General features: G+C 37.3%; 18 protein-coding genes. 12 read left to right on the top strand and 6 right to left on the bottom strand.

The window, feature by feature from the left end; all coding sequences use genetic code 11:
• Positions 1-197: 197 nt before the first annotated feature.
• The 5 genes from IM793_RS01595 (at position 198) to IM793_RS01575 (ending at position 4,703) form a co-directional block, all read left to right on the top strand.
• The gene (locus IM793_RS01595; protein ID WP_193419423.1) at positions 198-500 is read left to right on the top strand and encodes a DUF2752 domain-containing protein; all 303 of its coding nucleotides are present in this window, start codon (positions 198-200) and stop codon (positions 498-500) included.
• A 5-nt stretch (positions 501-505) separates the two neighbouring features.
• Positions 506-892, top strand: a complete 387-nt coding sequence (locus IM793_RS01590; RefSeq protein ID WP_090497432.1) for a TM2 domain-containing protein — start codon at positions 506-508, stop codon at positions 890-892.
• 312 nt (positions 893-1,204) lie between these two features.
• On the top strand, positions 1,205-2,302 hold the full coding sequence (locus IM793_RS01585; protein ID WP_193419422.1) for a Nif3-like dinuclear metal center hexameric protein: 1,098 nt from the start codon (positions 1,205-1,207) through the stop codon (positions 2,300-2,302).
• On the top strand, positions 2,302-3,045 hold the full coding sequence (locus IM793_RS01580; protein ID WP_121285379.1) for a zinc ribbon domain-containing protein: 744 nt from the start codon (positions 2,302-2,304) through the stop codon (positions 3,043-3,045). Before IM793_RS01585 ends, IM793_RS01580 begins: the two co-directional genes overlap by 1 nt.
• A 170-nt stretch (positions 3,046-3,215) precedes the next feature.
• Positions 3,216-4,703, top strand: a complete 1,488-nt coding sequence (locus tag IM793_RS01575) for a tetratricopeptide repeat protein (RefSeq protein WP_193419421.1) — start codon at positions 3,216-3,218, stop codon at positions 4,701-4,703.
• On the opposite strand, the gene IM793_RS01570 is transcribed toward IM793_RS01575, so the two are convergent.
• The 3 genes from IM793_RS01570 to IM793_RS01560 form a co-directional block, all read right to left on the bottom strand.
• The gene (locus tag IM793_RS01570; protein WP_193419420.1) at positions 4,700-5,776 is read right to left on the bottom strand and encodes a 3-oxoacyl-ACP synthase III family protein; all 1,077 of its coding nucleotides are present in this window, start codon (positions 5,774-5,776) and stop codon (positions 4,700-4,702) included. The two genes, IM793_RS01575 and IM793_RS01570, sit on opposite strands and share 4 nt — an antisense overlap.
• A 78-nt stretch (positions 5,777-5,854) precedes the next feature.
• The gene (locus IM793_RS01565) at positions 5,855-6,505 is read right to left on the bottom strand and encodes a response regulator transcription factor (RefSeq protein ID WP_121285383.1); all 651 of its coding nucleotides are present in this window, start codon (positions 6,503-6,505) and stop codon (positions 5,855-5,857) included.
• Positions 6,505-8,382 (bottom strand): 7TM diverse intracellular signaling domain-containing protein, encoded by a 1,878-nt coding sequence (locus tag IM793_RS01560; protein ID WP_193419419.1) that lies wholly within the window; start codon positions 8,380-8,382, stop codon positions 6,505-6,507. The genes IM793_RS01565 and IM793_RS01560 overlap by 1 nt, the downstream gene beginning before the upstream one ends.
• Before the next feature lie 134 nt (positions 8,383-8,516).
• Between IM793_RS01560 and IM793_RS01555 the strand changes: the two genes are divergently transcribed.
• The 3 genes from IM793_RS01555 to IM793_RS01545 are packed head-to-tail and all read left to right on the top strand — an operon-like array spanning position 8,517 to position 11,606.
• A complete protein-coding gene (locus IM793_RS01555) occupies positions 8,517-9,500 on the top strand; it encodes a cell envelope integrity protein TolA (protein ID WP_193419418.1) in 984 nt (327 codons plus the stop codon).
• A 42-nt stretch (positions 9,501-9,542) separates the two neighbouring features.
• Entirely contained in the window at positions 9,543-10,469 is a 927-nt protein-coding gene (locus IM793_RS01550; protein WP_193419417.1) for a hypothetical protein, read from the top strand.
• 42 nt (positions 10,470-10,511) lie between these two features.
• Complete coding sequence (locus IM793_RS01545) at positions 10,512-11,606, top strand: lipid A-modifier LpxR family protein (protein WP_193419416.1); 1,095 nt, start codon at positions 10,512-10,514, stop codon at positions 11,604-11,606.
• Here the strand turns inward: IM793_RS01545 and IM793_RS01540 are convergent, their stop codons facing one another.
• The 3 genes from IM793_RS01540 to rsfS all read right to left on the bottom strand — a co-directional run bounded on the left by IM793_RS01540 (position 11,607) and on the right by rsfS (position 14,730).
• Complete coding sequence (locus IM793_RS01540; protein ID WP_193419415.1) at positions 11,607-12,251, bottom strand: LUD domain-containing protein; 645 nt, start codon at positions 12,249-12,251, stop codon at positions 11,607-11,609.
• Positions 12,252-12,314: 63 nt separating this feature from the next.
• Entirely contained in the window at positions 12,315-14,327 is a 2,013-nt protein-coding gene (gene ftsH, locus IM793_RS01535) for an ATP-dependent zinc metalloprotease FtsH (protein ID WP_193419414.1), read from the bottom strand.
• A gap of 28 nt (positions 14,328-14,355) precedes the next feature.
• Positions 14,356-14,730: a ribosome silencing factor gene (gene rsfS / locus IM793_RS01530; protein WP_057930976.1), complete on the bottom strand. Its 375-nt coding sequence runs from the start codon at positions 14,728-14,730 to the stop codon at positions 14,356-14,358.
• A gap of 44 nt (positions 14,731-14,774) precedes the next feature.
• On the opposite strand from rsfS, the gene IM793_RS01525 reads away from it, so the two are divergent.
• The 4 genes from IM793_RS01525 to pfkA all read left to right on the top strand — a co-directional run bounded on the left by IM793_RS01525 (position 14,775) and on the right by pfkA (position 18,820).
• Positions 14,775-15,551: a biotin--[acetyl-CoA-carboxylase] ligase gene (locus tag IM793_RS01525; RefSeq protein ID WP_193419413.1), complete on the top strand. Its 777-nt coding sequence runs from the start codon at positions 14,775-14,777 to the stop codon at positions 15,549-15,551.
• A 6-nt stretch (positions 15,552-15,557) separates the two neighbouring features.
• Positions 15,558-16,007, top strand: a complete 450-nt coding sequence (locus IM793_RS01520; protein WP_193419412.1) for a protein-disulfide reductase DsbD domain-containing protein — start codon at positions 15,558-15,560, stop codon at positions 16,005-16,007.
• A 148-nt stretch (positions 16,008-16,155) separates the two neighbouring features.
• Positions 16,156-17,844: a protein-disulfide reductase DsbD gene (locus IM793_RS01515; RefSeq protein ID WP_193419411.1), complete on the top strand. Its 1,689-nt coding sequence runs from the start codon at positions 16,156-16,158 to the stop codon at positions 17,842-17,844.
• Positions 17,837-18,820 carry a 6-phosphofructokinase gene (pfkA, locus tag IM793_RS01510; RefSeq protein WP_193419410.1) on the top strand — a complete coding sequence of 328 codons (984 nt, stop codon included), beginning with the start codon at positions 17,837-17,839 and terminating at the stop codon, positions 18,818-18,820. The genes IM793_RS01515 and pfkA overlap by 8 nt, the downstream gene beginning before the upstream one ends.
• Positions 18,821-18,876 lie beyond the last annotated feature (56 nt).

Genomic DNA, 18,876 nt, shown 5'->3' with positions numbered 1-18,876 from the left:
TTCTTGTTCTTAGATTCCATTTCTCGTTTGGTCGAAATATATCCTCCATTCGTCGATTAAGGGCAAATTGATGTAACAAAGGTGGTGTTACAACCTCTAAATTATATAAAAAGTGAAACAATGAAACCATCATGATTCCAATAACACTAAAAATAAATCATGATAGCTTCATCACCATTGAAAATAAATGATAACTGATGAAATACGTTAAGAGCTTTCCACTAGAACTTTTTTTCTGGATAGCGGCTTTAGTATTACTGGCAACAGCGAATAGCCACGAGCATCATTTTACACTTTGTCCTTTAGCTAATTTAGGCTTTAAGGATTGGTGTCCGGGATGTGGTATAGGCAGGTCAATCAGTCATATTTTACATGGCGAATTTACCGAAAGCTTTTCCGAACACTGGTTTGGGTTTCCGGCACTTTTAACAATAGTTTATAGAATTTACACATTGATAAAAAATAAAAATAAATTTAAAATTTCAACCACAAATACATAGAAAACATGGATATATTTCAATCACCTCTAATGTCGTTACCAGGTATAACACCAGAGGAATACTCATATTTACAACAAGCAACAACCGGTTTAACTGAAGAGCAGTTGCGTAATTTCCTGATGGTTTACAGCAGCAAAAGAAAAAACCCATCAGATATGTTGATTTTCTGCTTAATCGGGCTATTTGCTGTTCCAGGTTTGCAAAGGTTTATCATCGGACAGATCGGAATGGGTATTTTATACCTCTTAACCGCAGGTTTATGTTTTATCGGATCAATTATTGACGTAGTAAACCACAAAACACTAGCTTTTGAACACAACCAGAAAATGGTTTTCGAAAGCTTGCAGATGGTTAGAATGGGTGGTGGATTTCAACAGGCAGGAAAATTCTAGCAGAATTATTATCTGATATTTAAACCTCGCAGGTTTCAGAAACCTGCGAGGTTTTTAATAGTAGAATAACCCTAGAGCCACACGCTTTGTTAAATAAACCTGATAAAGCGTAAAGACCGGAGCGAGGAACGAGTGAGGACTTGAAGCGATAGCAGGACTTTCACCTCCGAAGCGCACTCGCACGCTAATTTCCAAATAACATTTGACCACCTAAGACACTTGAGAACATCTAAGGAAAACGCTTTAACTTATTGCTGTCTCTTTTAGCTTTACAAGTTTTCGAAACCTGCAGGCTTTATTTATATTTATCGAATGAAATTAGCTGAAATTACCAATTATTTAGAAAGCATTGCGCCACTTAATTATCAGGAAGATTATGATAACTCCGGTTTGATTGTTGGCGATCCGAATATGGAAATCCGTGCTGCTCTGGTGGCTTTAGATTGCGTGGAGAAAATTGTAGACGAAGCCATTTCTACAGGCTGTAACCTCATCATTACCCATCATCCGATTGTTTTTAAAGGACTAAAAAAGCTAAACGGCAAAAACTACGTGGAACGTGTAGTGCTGAAAGCAATAAAAAACAACATTGCACTTTATGCCATTCATACCAATTTAGACAGCATCCATACCGGCGTAAATGCGAGGATCTGTGAACGTTTGGGTTTAACAGGCACGAAGGTACTTTCGCCAAAAACCGGACTGTTAAAAAAAATGGTTACTTATTGTCCACAGGCACAGGCTGAACAATTGCGGTCTGCATTGTTTTATGCAGGGGCGGGAAACATTGGCAATTATAGCGAATGCAGTTTCAATGCCGATGGTTTTGGCACCTTTAAAGGTAACGAAGATTCAGACCCTTTTGTGGGTGAAAAAGGTATCCGGCACCGGGAAAATGAAGTAAGGATCGAAATGGTGTACCCTACCCAGGCCGAGCGCAAAATTTTGCTTGCTTTGTTCGAAAACCATCCTTACGAAGAGGTAGCTTACGATATTTATAAACTCGAAAACAAACACCAACTGGTTGGTTCGGGTATGGTGGGTTGGTTGGAATACGACATGGATGCATACGATTTTTTACACCTGGTAAAAGACAGGATGCAGGCTAAAGTGGTTAGGCATACTGATGTAATTGGCAAAAGGATTAAAAAAGTGGCAGTTTGTGGAGGTTCAGGAAGCTTTCTGTTAAAAGAAGCCATTGCTGCCGGTGCGGATGCTTTTATTACCGCAGATTTTAAATATCACGAGTTTTTCGATGCAGAGGAAAAATTGATCATTGCGGACATCGGACACTTTGAAACTGAACAATTTACCTCAAATTTATTGCTTGAAATTATTCAGAAAAAATTTACTAACTTTGCAATCCGTTTAACGGAGCAAAATACAAACCCCATAAATTACTTGTTTTAATGGAACAAACCGTAGAACAAAAGCTAAAGGCTTTATACGAATTACAAAATATCCACACAAAAATTGATAAGATCCGCCAGGTACGTGGTGAATTACCAATGGAAGTTGCCGATCTTGAGGATGACGTTTTAGGATTAGAAACTAGAATTGCAAAAATCAAAGGTGAACTTGATGATCTTGAAGATTCGATCGTAACCCGTAAAAATACAATTAAAGATGCGCAAGCTGCCATCAAAAGATACGATACTCAATTAAAAGAAGTTAAAAACAACCGTGAATACGATGCTTTAACTAAGGAAATTGAAATTCAAGGTTTAGATATTCAGGTTTCTGAAAAGAAAATTAAAGAACACGGTTTCGAAATCACTTCTAAAACTGAAATCTACGAAGCAGCTAAAGCAGAGTTAGATGGCAGAAAGAAAGATTTAGAAGTTAAAAAAGGCGAATTGGATGTAATTACTGCAGAAACTGAAAAAGAAGAGCAGGATCTACAAAAGAAAGCTGATAAAGCTGAGCCTCAAATCGAAGAGCGTTTATTGGTTGCCTACAAACGTTTACGCAAAAATGCGGTAAATGGTTTAGCGGTAGTAACCATCGATCGCGATTCTTGCTCAGGTTGTTTCAACCAGATTCCACCTCAACGTCAGTTAGATATCCGTCAACGTAAAAAAATTATCGTTTGTGAACACTGCGGTCGTATTTTGGTTGATGAGGCTTTAACCCACGAAGTAGCCGAAGGTTAATCCGTAAAGAAAAAATAATTAAACGTCCCGATCTAATCGGGACGTTTTTTGTTTAGGTCTGTTTTTTTGCTCACACAAAACAAGAATAACTTTTAAGCGTTTAATGTAGATATTTGTTAACATGTGAAGCTATTGCGGCAGCACAGAACCAATCCGAAATAGAATCCCTGATGAATAAAAGCTTCCGTTTTTTTATAACCTCTGCCCTGCTCTTCTCTCCTTTGTTTTCACTTGCAAACTTCGATTTTAATAACAATTGCCTAAACGCTTACAAGAGCATTTTCGAACTGAAACTCGGTAACGCAAGAGCATATATTTCAACCGAAAAGAAACAGCACCCCAATAATTCTATTATTCCTCTTTTAGAAAATTATGTAGATTATTTTACGGTTTTAACTTCCGAGAGCAAAGCTGATTTTGATCGCTTAAAAGGCAATAAATCTACGCGTTTGGATCAAATAAGTGACGATGATAAAAATTCGCCATACTACCTGTATGCCCAGGCGGAGATCAATTTGCAATGGGCGCTCATTCGCGGACGTTTTGGTGAATATTTTAACGCAGCTATGGAAGTTAAAAAAGCAAACAGTCTTTTGCAGGAGAACAATAAGAAGTTTCCGAATTTTCACTTAAACTTAAAAGGCTTGGGATTGATTAATGCTGTATTGGGCAATCTTCCGGACGGTGCTTTAAAAACGGCGCTTTCAACCTTTGGCATTAAAGGAAATCTGCAGAGTGGGTTAAATATGTTCGAAAAACTAGCCGATAACTTACCAAAGTCATCGTACGAGCCTTTTTATGAAGAAGTGGTGTTTTATTATGCCTATGTATTAACCGATGTGGCACATAGCCCGCAGGCCTATGCAAAAACAATGAAATATACCGTAAGAATTGCCGATACCAGTTTATTAAAAAGTTATTTGCAGAGTTATGTGTGCATTAAAAACGGGCATAGCGAAGAAGCTATTGCTATTTTAGCGAAGCGGCCTGAAGGAGGCGTTTATCAGCCTTTTCCTTATTTAGATTATCTGGAGGGCATTGCGCACCTGAACAAACTTGATCTTAATTCAGGGGTGTATTTTAACCGCTTTTTGCAGACAACCAAGGGTGTTAACTTTGTGAAGGATGCTTACCTCCATTTGGGCTGGATCTCTCTTCTGAAGGGAGATAAAGCAGCTTATACGGCATTTGCAGCCAAAGCAATTAAAAATGGTTATACCTATATGGAAAAAGACAAACAGGCAAAAGCCGAAGCGACTTCAGGTACGCCAACAGTTGACCTGTTAAAAGCCCGATTATTGTTTGATGGTGGCTATTTAAGCAAGGCGCTGCAGATCCTTGATGATAAGAAGGTAACGGATTATACCAACGATAAAGACAAAACAGAACTGAATTACCGTTTAGGTAGAATTTATGATGATTTAGGGAAAGACGATCAGGCATTAACAGCTTACCAGGAAACAATTAACGAAGGAAAAAACCTGAAGTATTATTTTGCTGCAAATGCTGCGGTGCAAATGGGTAAGGTTTATGAAAGAAGGAAAAATATTGCGAAAGCAAAAGAGGCTTTCAATACTGCCATTGCCATGAAAAATCATGAGTTTGAAAGCAGTATTGAAAGCCAGGCTAGGGCCGGTTTAAAACGGCTGGCAAATTAGAACCGGTGAATAAAAGCATTAATATGCATCCCTGCTCCTACTGAAGCGAAAACAGCTACATCACCAGGTTTAACTTTATAGCCTTTAACTTCACCTTTTAAAACGAGATCCAATAAGGTTGGTACAGTTGCAACCGAGCTGTTCCCCAACCAAGAAATCGTCATTGGAACCAGGTTTTCTGGTACGGTATCTTTACCATATAACTTAAACAAACGTTTCATAATGGCAGTATCCATTTTGCCGTTAGCCTGATGAACAAATACGATATTTACATCTTCAACGCTTAATCCTGCTTTATCAATGGCCTTTTTAATTACCTGAGGTACCTGAACAACTGCAAATTCGTACAGCTTACGCCCATTCATTTTTAAGTAGAGGTTTCCATTGGTTTCATCAGGATGAGCGCTCTTGCCCATAGTTAATAAATTGCCATAATTTACGGCATGCGTTTCTGTTTTATGTGCCAGTATTCCTCTTTTTTCTTCTGATTCTTCTGCTTCGAAGATTACAGCGCCTGCACCATCTGAAAAGATCATGCTATCACGGTCATGTGGATCGATAATACGGCTTAAGGTTTCCGCACCAATAACCATAACACGTTTTGCATCTCCGCTTTTAATATAGTAATCTGCCTGTATTGCACCTTGAACCCATCCAGGGCAACCAAAAATGATGTCGTAGGCAACGCAGTCTGGATTTTCAATGCCCAGTTGTTGTTTTACCTTTGAAGCTAAAGACGGCAAAATGTCAATCCGATTGCTACCCAAAGGGATATCACCAAAATTATGACAGAATATAATATAGTCTAAAGTTTCTTTATCAATACCTGCATTTTCAATGGCTTTTTCTGCAGCTTTTGCGCCAATGTGATTGCTTAACTGCTCGGGGCAGGCGTAGCGTCTTTCTACGATCTCTGTAATTTCAGAGAATTTATCAATGATCTCTGAATTCTCCTTCTCTAATAGATTTCCATTCTCAAAAAATGTTGAGTTTAAGAATTCATTACCGGAAATAATATTTTGTGGAATATAACTCCCAGTACCGGTAATTACCGTATTTATTGCTTTGCTCATAATTATAATACCGCATACCAAAACGGTATGTAGTATAAAAATATCAATTATATTCGATATTCGAAAATAAATTTAATTTTAGCGCAGCTTATTTTCAAGGGCAAACTTTAATAATCCTGCTTTTCCCGTCACGTTTAGCTTTTGTGCCATATTTTTACGGTGGGTATCAACGGTGTTTAAAGCTATAAATAATTTTTGGGCAATTTGCTGTGAAGAATAGTCTTCGCTGATCAATTTAAGGATTTCCATTTCTCTCGCTGTTAGGTTGTGGCTTTTTTGAAAATGATCTCCATCGTTAAATACAGATGGCTGGACATCAGATTTTATTTTCTGGAAATATTTTTCACCGAGCTGCAAATCTGATATAATTCTAAACAATGTTTCTGCATCGGTATCTTTTTGAACGAAAGCCTTCACCCCTATACTTTCTAATTTTGCTGCTAATTTAACCGTATAGTACATTGATAATACCATAATTTTTACTGAAGGGAATAATTGTCTTACTTTTTCGGCGGCAATTTCTCCATCTAAAACAGGCATATTTAGATCCAGGATTAAAATATCCGGTATTTGGTGGTTTAAAAGGTGCAGGATTTCCTTTCCGTTTGATGCCATGCCGATTATCTTAAAGTCAGGTTGTTCAGAAAGGATGGCCGATAATCCTTCGGCAAATAGTTTATGATCATCTGCGATCATTAATGTGGTCGGTTTTTGTTCAATTTTGTCCATTATTTCAGCGGGATATCGATAACGATTGTGGTTCCATTTTGATTACTGTCTACCTGAATTTTCCCGTTCAAATAGCTTACCCTCGAGCGTATATTCTGCATACCTAATCCCTTTTTATCCTCTTCCTGACTAAAACCAATACCGTTGTCTTCAGCCATGATATTGATCCTTTCATCAAAAGATAAAACCTGAATGGTCGCTTTTGTTGCGAAAGAGTGTCTGTTGATATTATTTACGAGCTCGTTAACCATACGGTAAATGGTAATTTCCATAGAGCTTTCGATGGGATGTTCTACTTGGTAAACAAATTCGAAAGCAATTTTGCCCGATTGGTTTAAGGCGATGAAGTTTTCTTTCAGGGTTTCAATTAAACCCAGTTGCTCAAAGTTTTTAGGCATTAAATTGTGCGAAATTTCCCTTAAATCGGCACATGCCTTTTCAATCATGCTAATGGTTTGGTCGTAAAATATGCGGTCATTTTCTGTAAGTTTTAAAACTTTGTGCTGAAAAGCGGTGATATTTAGTTTTATAATGGAAAGTGTGCCGCCGAGGTCATCATGAAGATCGCGGGCCAAACGTGTCCGTTCATCTTCCTGTGCATTAAAAATGCCATCGGCCAGGTCTACCTGGTGTTTGCTTTTTTCTTCCAGCAGGATTTCTTTTTCCTTCTTTAAAAAGTTATAGCGTTGTGTTAGTGCAAAAGAAAGGAAAATAATTTCTGCTGTTAAACCTACCACTAAACCATTTGGCTTTAATAAATTAAAGTTGGTGAGTCCTAAAGTGTTAAAAACATAATTAAAAACCCCAAATAACAACATCACGGTTGCAATAAAATAATACCAGCCCAACTTGTAGCCTGATCTTATTCTTTCTACCACACAAATAATAATAATGATTACCGTAAGGAGCGCAAGAAAATTGTTGATGTAAAAAACCGTTTTTTCTAAAATAATAAACGATTTGAAGAGCATAAAAACCGGAATGATCGACATGGCCCAGCAGAATCTTTTGTAATAGTTTGTAAAGCGGTATAACTTACTGTTTGAGCGATTTTGATGTACAAATAGTTGCATCACCTGGATTAACAGGCCACAGCTCAATGATGCCATAATTAATCGCATGTAATCCTGAAGTCCAGGCAAGTTTGGGTAAAACCATTGAAAGGCCAAGCCCTCTTCTTCCAGGATAAAAATTAGGGTGCAAAAAATGTAAATGGCATAATATAAATGGATGTTATCTCTAACTGAAACAAAAAGTAATAAGTTGAAAATCACCGCAAAAACAAAAATGCCTGTGTAAAATCCAAATAAGGTGTGCTGTGGAATTTCTGCCTGAATAATATCAACATCGCGTCCGATAGACATCGGCATATACATATTCTGTCCGCGTTTATCTGCCCACAAATAAAAAGTGGCTTTTTCATGTGGCAAAAGAATCATTGGATAAATGAAGCTTCTGTTGCGATAAGGGCGTTGTTTGAAAGGGAAGTGATCGCCTGTTAAACCTAGTGGATAAATCTTTCCCTGCTCATCTACTTTAAACAGCTGGAGTTGATTAATGCTTGAGCTCTGCTCCTTAAACATCAGGTGTACAGATTGATTTAAGGTGTTTTCGATATCAAAAGCAACCCAGTAATAAGATTGGGTATAACCTTTACTAAAAACTTTTCCTGCTGTTAATGGGGTGAATTTACCGGCCTGCTTATATTTTATAACAGAATCGATGTTCAGGTTTAAATTTTTGTCCTCATAGAAATACCCATGCTTGCTAATATTGAATTTTTTGGCCGTATCGATTAAAATTGGTTTGCCCTGCTGTGCAAAGCATACCCGGAGAGGATTTAGGAAAAATAGAAATAAGAAGAAAATTCTATTCATTGATGAGAGAATTAGCAAACGCAATCAATATTTTATAAATATAATATATAAAACAGATACTAAATATACCGAGTAAAGGGTATATAAATCGTTTGGTTGATCGGGTATTTTTACAATAATTAAACGAACTTAAAATGAAAAATTTCCTGACGACTATTTTGATGCTGTTTGTGGTACAGATGGTCAATGCGCAATCGCATGTTCCTAAAAGTGAATATAACAGATATAACTGTAGGTTCGCACCCAAGGGCTCGAACAATTCAGAAGGGAAAAATATGTGCCCGGCCTGTGCAAAAGAAGATGAGGATGCCAGAAAAAAGAAGATAGCAGATGATAAATCGGCCTATGAAGCAGGCAAAATTAGAAATGCAAAGCTTAAGGCTGAAAGGGAAGCAGACTTTAAAAAGAAACTGGCCGAGACTGCAGAGAAAAATAAAGTGACGGAAGTACGCGTAACGATGGGAAAAATGCCTGTAACAGCAAGCAAAAAGGCTGAAGTGCCCGTAAAAAAAGCACCATCTAAACCCACAAAAGATATATTGTTTTTTGCCGACTATCCCGGATCAATGTCGATGAGTGGTAAAAGTTTAAACTATTTTTTGAACGAAAATGGCGATACGGTTTTAAAAAGCAAGGATTATGACAGCACTTTCGCTGCTTTTGGAGACAATAAAAATAATTTCCCTAAGAATATAGGAATTGTGATTTTGAATGAAGAAAACACCTTAACCAATGGTAAAACGAGAAAGGTTGCAGATATAGTTGACCTGAAGGGAAAACGGCTTTTTAATGATAAGAGCATCAGTACCATCTTTCATCTAATGAACGATTATTTTGTGATTGGCAGAAGCAAAGATTTTGGAGAGGATTCTAGCTGGGGCTATAATTACAGGCGAATTCAGGAAGTAGATATTTACAATGTAAAAACGAAAAAAACCATCAATTTGGATAAAGACCGCTCCAGAGTAGAACTTTATTTAACATTTGATCATCATAAACTGGAAGATGAAGGGCTAAAACCGGTGTTATCAAGAAGATATTCTAACTATGATGAAGACATATATTGCATAAATGCTGCAGGTGAGTTGGTTGTGAAAAGGTTTCAGGGTTCGAGGTAATTACAATATAAAATATTATTCAAAATCTAAATTAGCGCAATCATGAAAAACCTCTTGAGTTTATTATTCCTCCTATTTATTGTTGGCCAATCTTTAGGCCAAACCACAACGAAAGGTACCGATATTATAGGGCAGTCATTTGTAACCAAAACCAGTATTTCTGTAAAGGTTTACAATCCTTTGAGCAAAGAAATAGAGAAAGATTTTTCTTTTTTACTCAACGATGGAACTAAATTTTATATGTACGAAATTGTCGATAACGGGTATATTATTTCTGTTTGGAATTATAAATTAACTGCAAAAAAAGATAGTTTTTACAAAATGTTACCTGCTTTGAAAGAGAGAAATTCAGAGAGTTTGCCAATAAGCGGGGAAAAGATGGATACTAAATCTTATTATAATATATTTAAGGCAGAAGTTGGAATTAAAACTGATGATTCTGCTAAATCGTCGCCCCTAAATAAATACAAGAATTTGGCATATGTAGATTCATGGGGAAATGATATGCAGTTTTTTATTCCGCTCAAAGATTTTAACGATAAGTGCGAATCCATTTACCCACACAAAAGAGGGTTTACATGGGGTTTTTTAACACTACCTATTAAGGCCAGATTTGGAAATTCTAAAGCGCCTTTTACATTTGAAGAGAAGGTAAATTTTGGGATATCAGCGGGGATTAAATGGCAGCACGTTAATACTGTCTATTCTGCTAGTAATTTATTAGGCGGAATATCGGTAGGCGGAGTTAAAGTAGATAAAGATAATAGTGCATCTGCAATATCATTATCAGCTGGTTATATGTACCAGTATGATAAATTCCAGATAGGGATATTTACAGGACTTGATTTTATCGATAAATCTGCAGGAGCAAATTGGGGTTATCAGGGCAAACCATGGCTTGGTTTTGCCATCGGATTCAGTTTGTTTGGAGAAAGTAAAACGTCAGCCTCTAATGATCAGACACAATAAGTTAAAGCACGGGTAATTTTACAATCGATTAATAACTCTCTTATGAAAAATACCTTTCTATCATTATTTCTAATGCTTTTAATAGCCAATGTTTCTTTGGCACAAGAATATGAAAAACCATTGTATCGTGCGGGGATCGTTGTTGACCAGGATTATTTTCTAAAGTTCGTAAAACCATCTTATGCTACGGATAGGAACTACACCATGGGCGCCGGCTTCATTTATCAGAACAAAAAGCTAGGTGGAACATGGGTTTTCGCTCCGCATAGATTTTTAGCAAGAAATGTTTTTAGTGAATATATAAAGGACTATGATGATTATGACGCTACGATAATGCTTGCTAATACCACATTTACACCTGAATATTTAGGTAATTTACATGATCCAGTAAGCGAATTTAAACGCGAAAACGATAGGCCATTTGCAAGCTTAAATGTTATTAGTACAAGTTTAGGCTTGCAGAATGATACTGGGAATGAACTAATTACTTTAGGTATTAATGTGGGGGTAATAGGCTTAAACGTTTCTAAAGCAGTACAAACAACCATTCACCGCGATCATTGGTTCGGCAATACAGCCGATATTCCTTATGGATGGGAAGGTCAGATATCAAAGGGAGGAGAACCTACCCTTTTAGTTATAGGAAAAAAGGATTGGTTGCTTATTGGTAAGCGAGATGGAAATGATGTGGGCTTTTTTCAGTTAAGTACTAATGCTGAGTTACGTTTAGGTTATTATGTAAGTACAGGCTTAGGTTTTAATGTAAGATTAGGCTTGCTTGATAAGAAAAACTGGGCTGTAAATACATTACCAATGGCTAACTTAACAGGCTTAACCGGTGAAAATAAAAATTTGGGAGAGGTATATCTCCTGGCAGGTGTTAAAGGTAATGGTTGGCTTTACAACGCTTTATTAATGGGACAATTTAGAGACAGTCCTTATACTATAAGCTTTAAACAACTAAATAAAGCCACTCTTGACTGGAATTTAGGCTTTGGCACCAAAATATCTACTTGTGGAAAACAGGCAATAAGGCTATCTGCTATGGCTGTTGGACGGTCACCTGAATTTAATACAGTAAGCGAGTTTACCCGATGGCATACATGGGTAAGCCTGCAGGCCTATTATGAATGGTAGTTAACCAAAATCGTCAATCAAAAATACAAAAAGCTCTTTAGGCCCATGTGCACCTAAAACCAATGTTTTTTCAATATCGGCGGTTCTGCTTGGTCCGGTAATATTGCTGATCATCGATGGAATCTGGTTGCCGTATTTGTTTTTTAACAATTGAAAGGCATCTTTAAGATCTAACACCAGTTGGCTTGTTTTTGCAATCACAATGTGGTGGTGTGGGAAAATGCTTAACCTCCTGCCGGCAGCACCACTATTGCTTACCATTACACTTCCGTTACGCGCAACCAATGCTTCGCAAAGGGTAATACCCACCTCAGCCTGCTCAAAATCTTTATCGGTTTGGTAAAAAGGGAATTCGTATTTGCTTAAAAACTGTTGCAATTCGGGTTCCCAGCAATATATTTTCCGCCATTTAAATTTATCGGCCAGCTGCAACATGTTTTCAAAAAAATCAATCCCATCCTCACAGAAGATAAAATTACCCGAAATGGCGGTTAGCTGTTCGGCAAATAATATCTCCAGCTCATCTGTATTTTTCTTATACAATGCACTTTCTTCTAAATTAGGATATGGGTTTTCGCGCTTCTCTAATAGTGCTTTCCTTATCTTTTTTAGTATTTGTTCTTTCGCTGTCGTATTATCCTTCATATAAAAAAAAGCTACCCTAATGATTAAACCAGGGTAGCAAATGTAATAATAGAAATTATTTATTTAAGCCTCAACAGGGGTAATATGTCCCGGTGTGCCGCTTTCGCCTTGACTTTCGAATAAACGTTTTCCGAAAATCACTTCTAAATCATCTTTAAATAAAACTTCTTTTTCGATTAAAATATCCGCCAATTGGATCAGTTTATCTTTATTTTCTTCCAATAAAGAAATTGCTCTCTGGTATTGACCTTCAATTAATGCCGAAATCTCTTTGTCGATCGTTAAAGCGGTATCTTCTGAATAAGGTTTAGAGAAATTATACTCGTTCTGACCAGATGAATCATAATAAGTAATGTTTCCTAATTTTTCGTTCAAGCCGTAAATGGTAACCATTGCCCTGGCTTGTTTATTCACTTTTTCTAAATCGCTCAATGCACCTGTAGAAATGGTATCGAACATCACTTTTTCAGCTGCCCTACCGCCCATAGTTGCACACATTTCATCGAGCATTTGGTGTGGACGAACAATTAAGCGTTCTTCTGGTAAGTACCATGCTGCACCTAAGCTCTGTCCGCGTGGCACAATCGTAACCTTAACTAAAGGCGCCGCATGTTCTAATAACCAGCTTACTGTGGCGTGACCAGCCTCGTGAATCGCAATAGCGCGTTTTTCAGCAGGTGTGATGATTTTGTTTTTCTTTTCTAAACCACCTACAATTCTATCTACAGCATCTAAGAAATCCTGTTTATCAACTGCCGATTTGTTTTTACGCGCTGCAATTAATGCGGCTTCGTTACAAACATTTGCAATATCTGCGCCTGAGAATCCTGGCGTTTGTTTAGCTAAAAATTCGGTGTCAAGCTCTTCTGATTTTTTAAGGGGAGTGATGTGAACTTCGAAAATTTGTTTACGCTCGATAACATCCGGTAAATCAACATAAATCTGTCTGTCAAATCTACCAGCTCTTAATAAGGCTTTATCTAAAACATCAGCACGGTTTGTTGCGGCTAAGATAATAACATGTGTATTGGTGCCAAAGCCATCCATTTCAACCAAAAGCTGGTTTAAGGTATTTTCGCGTTCGTCATTTCCTCCCATTACACCGTTTTTACCACGGGCACGGCCAATAGCATCAATTTCATCAATAAAGATGATACAAGGAGATTTATCTTTTGCTTGTTTAAACAAGTCGCGAACACGAGATGCGCCAACTCCAACAAACATCTCTACAAAATCAGATCCTGACAGCGAGAAGAATGGAACCTGCGCTTCACCTGCAACGGCTTTAGCCAATAAGGTTTTACCAGTACCAGGTGAGCCTACCAATAAGGCACCTTTGGGGATTTTTCCACCCAGGTCAGTATATTTCTTAGGATTTTTAAGGAAATCTACAATTTCCATCACCTCTGTTTTTGCTTCTTCTAAACCTGCAACATCGTTGAAAGTAATATTTACCTGACTTTCTTTATCAAATAAAGTAGCTTTTGATTTTCCGATACTGAAAATCTGTCCGCCACCGCCAGCACCGCCGCCCATTCTGCGCATCATAAAAATCCAAAAACCGATTAAAAGCAATACAGGTAAAATGATGCTTAAAAACCAGCTTGCCAACGGATTGCTGCGGTTTTCTGATTGGAATGAAATTGGTTTTCTGCCAGCTGGTAATGCTTTTTGCGATTCGGCCAAAGCAGCCCTTAAATCAGCAAATTTTCCACCGTAAGTAAAAAAAACAGTCGGTCCGTTTGATACATTAAAAGAACTGGTGTTTTTGAATGCTTTATACTGAGGTTTGTTTAAACTATCTTTTTTAATGTATACCTCAGCTTTTACTAAATCTTCGGTTTGGTAAGCAACAATCCTGTCAACATCACCTGTTAACAACATTTTGCTTTCGAAAGTATCGTATTTTACTTCTTTACCACTATCGCCTGTAAATAAAAACTGCGCAGCTATAATGGCTATGATAATGGCCGCATACACCCAAAAAATATTAAATTTTGATCCTTTTTGTGGTTTTTTAGGGATGTTTGGTATTTTTCTTCCCTGTTTTTCGTTGGTGTTTTGATTATCGTTCATTTGTCTTTGTCAAAATGGTTCTATTAGGTTATGCGCTTTGATAATTTGTGCTTTCTGCATCTCCCCAAAGTTCTTCTATGCCATAAAAGTGGCGCTTTTCTGTTTTAAAAATGTGCACAACCACATCGAAGTAATCAAGAATAATCCAATCTGCTGATTCGAAACCTTCTTTATGTCTCGGATCGGCCTGAGTGGCTTTATATATTTCTTTTTCTACACTATCGGCAATAGCTTTTACCTGGGTGCCAGAGTTGGCACTTGCTATAATAAAGTAATCAGCCACTGAAGTATGAATATTTCTAAGATCTAACCGCACTATATCTTCTCCTTTTTTCTCTTGTATGCCGTGAACGGCCAACTCTGAAAGGTATGTAGAAAGGGCTACAATTTTCTTTTTTACCATTAAAATGCTTTAATTTTGGAATTACAATATTATAAATTCAACACTTGCAAAATAACACTTTTTCGACACTATTTGTTGGTCAAAATTTAATCAAATTAAAAGAAGTTGATTCTACTAATAACTTTTTAAAAAACTTGGTGTCAAAATCCGAGCCATTAGCCGAAGGAACTGTAATTATGGCAGACAATCAGTTTGCCGGAAGAGGGCAGCAGGAAAGCATTTGGCAAACCCAGGCAGGTAAAAATATTAGTACAAGCATTTATTTAAAGCCTTCTTTTTTGCCACTAGATAAGCAGTTTTATTTAAATATTGCCGTTAGTTTGGCTGTTAGTGATGCACTAGCTTGTTTTATACCGGAAGGGATCAAGGTAAAATGGCCCAATGATATGTATTACCATAATAAGAAATTAGGCGGGATATTAATCGAAAATACACTGACAGGCAATTCTTTTAAATCATCAGTTATTGGCATTGGTTTAAATGTAAATCAATCAGAATTTTCTGAAAGTATTAGTGAGCGTGCCACTTCAGTCATTCAAATTTTACAAAGAGATGTGCCTTTAATGGATATTATGGAGAAAATATTCATTTTTATGGAAAAATACTACTTAATTTTGAGGGCAGGGAAATACAGTATTTTACAAAATGATTACCTTGCGAGACTGTATAACTATCAGGTTTCTGCGTTATATAAATATAACGGCGAGGTTTTTGAAGGAATCATTAAAGGAGTTGAAGACAACGGCAGACTAAACGTTGATACTGAAAAAGGTTTAAAAGTTTTTAACTTTAAAGAAATTGAATTTACACACACAAAATAAACACAAATGAAAAAAATCACCCTGGTGCTTTCGATGGTACTTTTTACTGTTGCTGGCGCATTCGCTCAAATTGAAAAACCGGTAACATGGGCTTACTCAGCAAAGAAAGTAAGTAAAACTGAAGCTATAATTTATTTAAAGGCGACAATTGATGACAGATGGCATATTTATTCTCAGAATGTGAAAGATGGAGGGCCGGTAAAAACCACTTTTACTTTTACCCCTTCTAAAGATTTCAGCCTTGCAGGTAAAACAATTGAGCCTAAAGCTATTGTTAAATATGAAAGCACTTTTAAAATGAATGTAAGTTATTTTGAAAAAGCGGTAATTTTTCAACAAAAAATTAAGCTAAACAAAGCAACTACAGTAGTTAAAGGTGTGGTAGAGTTTATGGTTTGTAACGATAAACAATGTCTTCCGCCAGAAGAAGTTGAGTTCAGTATTCCGGTTAAATAGTTGAAATCAAAATATTTGCAAACAGTTCCGAATTTTCGGGACTGTTTCTTTTTAAAGTAAAATCTACGAAGTGTTGTGGTTTAAAAAAAATCGTTTCTAAAATTATTCTTAATTTCACGGATTCAAAACACACACACAAAACACACAAATGAAAAAGGTTTTATTATTGTTGTTAATGGCTACAATGTTTATTGCATTGCCAGCTATTAAGAGTTACGCCCTCGTAACACAAGATACCACAGCAACCGCCCCTCCTGATGATATTGTTTTTACCGAAGTAGGTTCAGCACAGGATAGTGCCGCCAATAAGCAGGTAAAAACGGAAAAAGATACCCTTAAAAAGGATACGGTTAAAGCAGGAAAAGCTACTGTAGCTGGCAAAGATGCTCCAAAACAATCGCTTTGGGTAACCTTTGGTTTAGGCCTTTTGGCCGGTATTGCTGCTTTTTTTCTTCCATGTATTTTTCCGATGGTTCCGCTTACTGTCGGTTTCTTTACCAAAAGAGCCGAAAGCAGGGCAAAAGGAATCAGGAGTGCTATTATTTATGGTTTATCGATCATTGTAATTTACGTGGGTTTAGGCGTAATTATTACCTTGATCTGGGGCGCCAGTGCATTAAATGAAATATCGACCGATGGATTTTTTAATATTTTCATCTTCCTCATCCTAATCGTTTTTGGTGTATCATTTCTAGGTGCTTTCGAAATTACGCTGCCTAGTTCATTTGTAAATAAACTGGATGCAAAATCGGATGCTAAAGGTTTAAGCGGAATCTTTTTTATGGCAGCAACCCTGGCTGTTGTTTCCTTTTCTTGTACAGGGCCTTTAATTGGAACCTCATTGGTTGCCATTAATACCGATCTGTTAACACCTGTTATCGTTATGTTCGGCTTTTCGCTATCATTGGCGTTAATTTTTACCATGTTTGCTATTTTCCCAAGTTTAATGACAGGGCTACCAAAATCAGGTGGTTGGTTAAATTCAATCAAGGTTTTTCTGGGGTTCTTAGAATTGGGTTTATCATTAAAATTCCTTTCAACAGCCGATTTGGCCTATCACTGGGGAATATTGGACCGTGAGATATTCCTGGCCATCTGGATTGTACTTGCCTTAATTTTGGGCGTTTATTTATTGGGAAAAATTAAGTTTTCTCATGATAGTGACCTCCCTTATGTTTCAGTGCCAAGATTATTTATTGCAACAGCAACTTTTGTATTTGCCATTTATCTCATTCCGGGCTTATGGGGAGCACCTTTAAAAGCAGTGAGTGCATTGGTGCCGCCTTTATCCACTCAGGATTTTGTAATCGGGCAAGATGGTGGCGGTGGCTCAAGCCCAGCAATTACACATGCTAAACGAAAATATTCAGAATTCTTGCACATTCCGCATAATATCGACGGGTTCTTCGATTACCAGGAAGCCCTTGCTTATGCTAAAGAGGTAAAAAAACCATTGTTTTTAGATTTCACAGGACATGGATGCGTAAATTGCAGAGAAATGGAAGCCAGGGTTTGGTCTGACCCAAGAGTGCTTAAAAAATTGAAAGAAGATTATATTGTGGTATCGCTTTATACAGATGATAAAACCAGTTTGCCTGAAGCAGAACAATTTGACTCTAAAATTTTAGGCACAAAAGTGAATACTGTTGGTAAAAAATTCAAACATTTGCAGGCTGAAAGATTTAATACCATTTCGCAACCATATTATGTACTTTTGGGTACTGATGAAAAAGAATTAGTTTCGCCTCCTATTGGAGTAGAATTTGATATAGACAAATATTTGCAATATCTGGATAATGGATTATCAGAATTTGCTAAGAAACAAACAAATGAATAAGATTAAGAATATTGGTGTTTTAACCTCTGGCGGAGATTCGCCAGGCATGAACGCCGCAATTAGGGCTGTAGTAAGAGGCTCTATTTATTATGACATTGAAGTAACTGGTTTTATCCGTGGCTACGAAGGGCTGATCAACAATGATTTTATCCCTATGGACCGCAAATCTGTAGCAAATATTATCCAGCGCGGAGGAACCATTTTAAAAACCGCACGTAGTGAAGCTTTTAGAACCGTTGAGGGCAGAAAAAAAGCTTATGAAAACCTGAAAGCTAAAGGCATTGATGCTTTAGTGGTAATTGGTGGTGACGGAACATTTACGGGGGCCAATATTTTTTCTAAAGAGTTCGATTTCCCGATTGTAGGGTTACCTGGAACAATTGATAACGATTTGGCAGGTACCGATTTTACCATCGGTTATGATTCTGCCATCAACACTGTTATTGATGCGGTAGATAGGATCAGGGATACAGCCGAATCGCATGACAGGCTTTTTATTGTGGAAGTGATGGGTCGTGACTCCGGATTAATTGCTTTAAGAAGTGGAATTGGCGTAGGCGCAGAAGCGATTATGATCCCTGAAGCCAATATGAATGCCGATGATATTTTACATAAATTAGAGCATAGCCGTAAAGATAAAGCCTCGAAAATTATTATTGTTGCCGAAGGTGATGATACCGGAGGTGCATTTAAAGTTGGCGAAATTTTGCAGGAAAAATACCCACACTACGATACAAAGGTTTCGGTTTTGGGTCACATTCAGCGTGGAGGTAAACCAACTTGTATGGACCGTGTATTAGCAAGCCGCTTAGGTGTTGCTGCTGTAGAGGGCTTAATTAGCGGCGAAAGCGGCGTAATGGCCGGGCAGGTAAACCGCGAAATTATTTTTACTCCCTTCGATCATGCCATTAAACACATTAATGCCGAAAAAGTGAGTGCCAAATGGCTTAAACTCATCGATATACTTTCGTTTTAAAAGGAAACAGGATATAAAAAGAAAAGTCTTTCCCGCACCGGAAAGACTTTCTTGTT

The sequence above is a fragment of the Pedobacter sp. MR2016-19 genome (assembly GCF_014947265.1).
Taxonomy (GTDB): Bacteria; Bacteroidota; Bacteroidia; order Sphingobacteriales; family Sphingobacteriaceae; genus Pedobacter.
The sequence above is the reverse complement of the archived record's forward strand: the minus strand, read 5'-3'. Positions and strand labels throughout refer to the sequence as shown.

What these genes read in the sequence shown, in the direction of transcription:
- IM793_RS01595 (WP_193419423.1), top strand. Translation starts at nt 198, where the DNA reads ATGAAATACGTTAAGAGCTTTCCACTAGAACTTTTTTTCTGGATAGCG.
- IM793_RS01590 (WP_090497432.1), top strand. Translation starts at nt 506, where the DNA reads ATGGATATATTTCAATCACCTCTAATGTCGTTACCAGGTATAACACCA.
- IM793_RS01585 (WP_193419422.1), top strand. Translation starts at nt 1,205, where the DNA reads ATGAAATTAGCTGAAATTACCAATTATTTAGAAAGCATTGCGCCACTT.
- IM793_RS01580 (WP_121285379.1), top strand. Translation starts at nt 2,302, where the DNA reads ATGGAACAAACCGTAGAACAAAAGCTAAAGGCTTTATACGAATTACAA.
- IM793_RS01575 (WP_193419421.1), top strand. Translation starts at nt 3,216, where the DNA reads ATGAATAAAAGCTTCCGTTTTTTTATAACCTCTGCCCTGCTCTTCTCT.
- IM793_RS01570 (WP_193419420.1), bottom strand. Translation starts at nt 5,776, where the DNA reads ATGAGCAAAGCAATAAATACGGTAATTACCGGTACTGGGAGTTATATT.
- IM793_RS01565 (WP_121285383.1), bottom strand. Translation starts at nt 6,505, where the DNA reads ATGGACAAAATTGAACAAAAACCGACCACATTAATGATCGCAGATGAT.
- IM793_RS01560 (WP_193419419.1), bottom strand. Translation starts at nt 8,382, where the DNA reads ATGAATAGAATTTTCTTCTTATTTCTATTTTTCCTAAATCCTCTCCGG.
- IM793_RS01555 (WP_193419418.1), top strand. Translation starts at nt 8,517, where the DNA reads ATGAAAAATTTCCTGACGACTATTTTGATGCTGTTTGTGGTACAGATG.
- IM793_RS01550 (WP_193419417.1), top strand. Translation starts at nt 9,543, where the DNA reads ATGAAAAACCTCTTGAGTTTATTATTCCTCCTATTTATTGTTGGCCAA.
- IM793_RS01545 (WP_193419416.1), top strand. Translation starts at nt 10,512, where the DNA reads ATGAAAAATACCTTTCTATCATTATTTCTAATGCTTTTAATAGCCAAT.
- IM793_RS01540 (WP_193419415.1), bottom strand. Translation starts at nt 12,251, where the DNA reads ATGAAGGATAATACGACAGCGAAAGAACAAATACTAAAAAAGATAAGG.
- ftsH (WP_193419414.1), bottom strand. Translation starts at nt 14,327, where the DNA reads ATGAACGATAATCAAAACACCAACGAAAAACAGGGAAGAAAAATACCA.
- rsfS (WP_057930976.1), bottom strand. Translation starts at nt 14,730, where the DNA reads ATGGTAAAAAAGAAAATTGTAGCCCTTTCTACATACCTTTCAGAGTTG.
- IM793_RS01520 (WP_193419412.1), top strand. Translation starts at nt 15,558, where the DNA reads ATGAAAAAAATCACCCTGGTGCTTTCGATGGTACTTTTTACTGTTGCT.
- IM793_RS01515 (WP_193419411.1), top strand. Translation starts at nt 16,156, where the DNA reads ATGAAAAAGGTTTTATTATTGTTGTTAATGGCTACAATGTTTATTGCA.
- pfkA (WP_193419410.1), top strand. Translation starts at nt 17,837, where the DNA reads ATGAATAAGATTAAGAATATTGGTGTTTTAACCTCTGGCGGAGATTCG.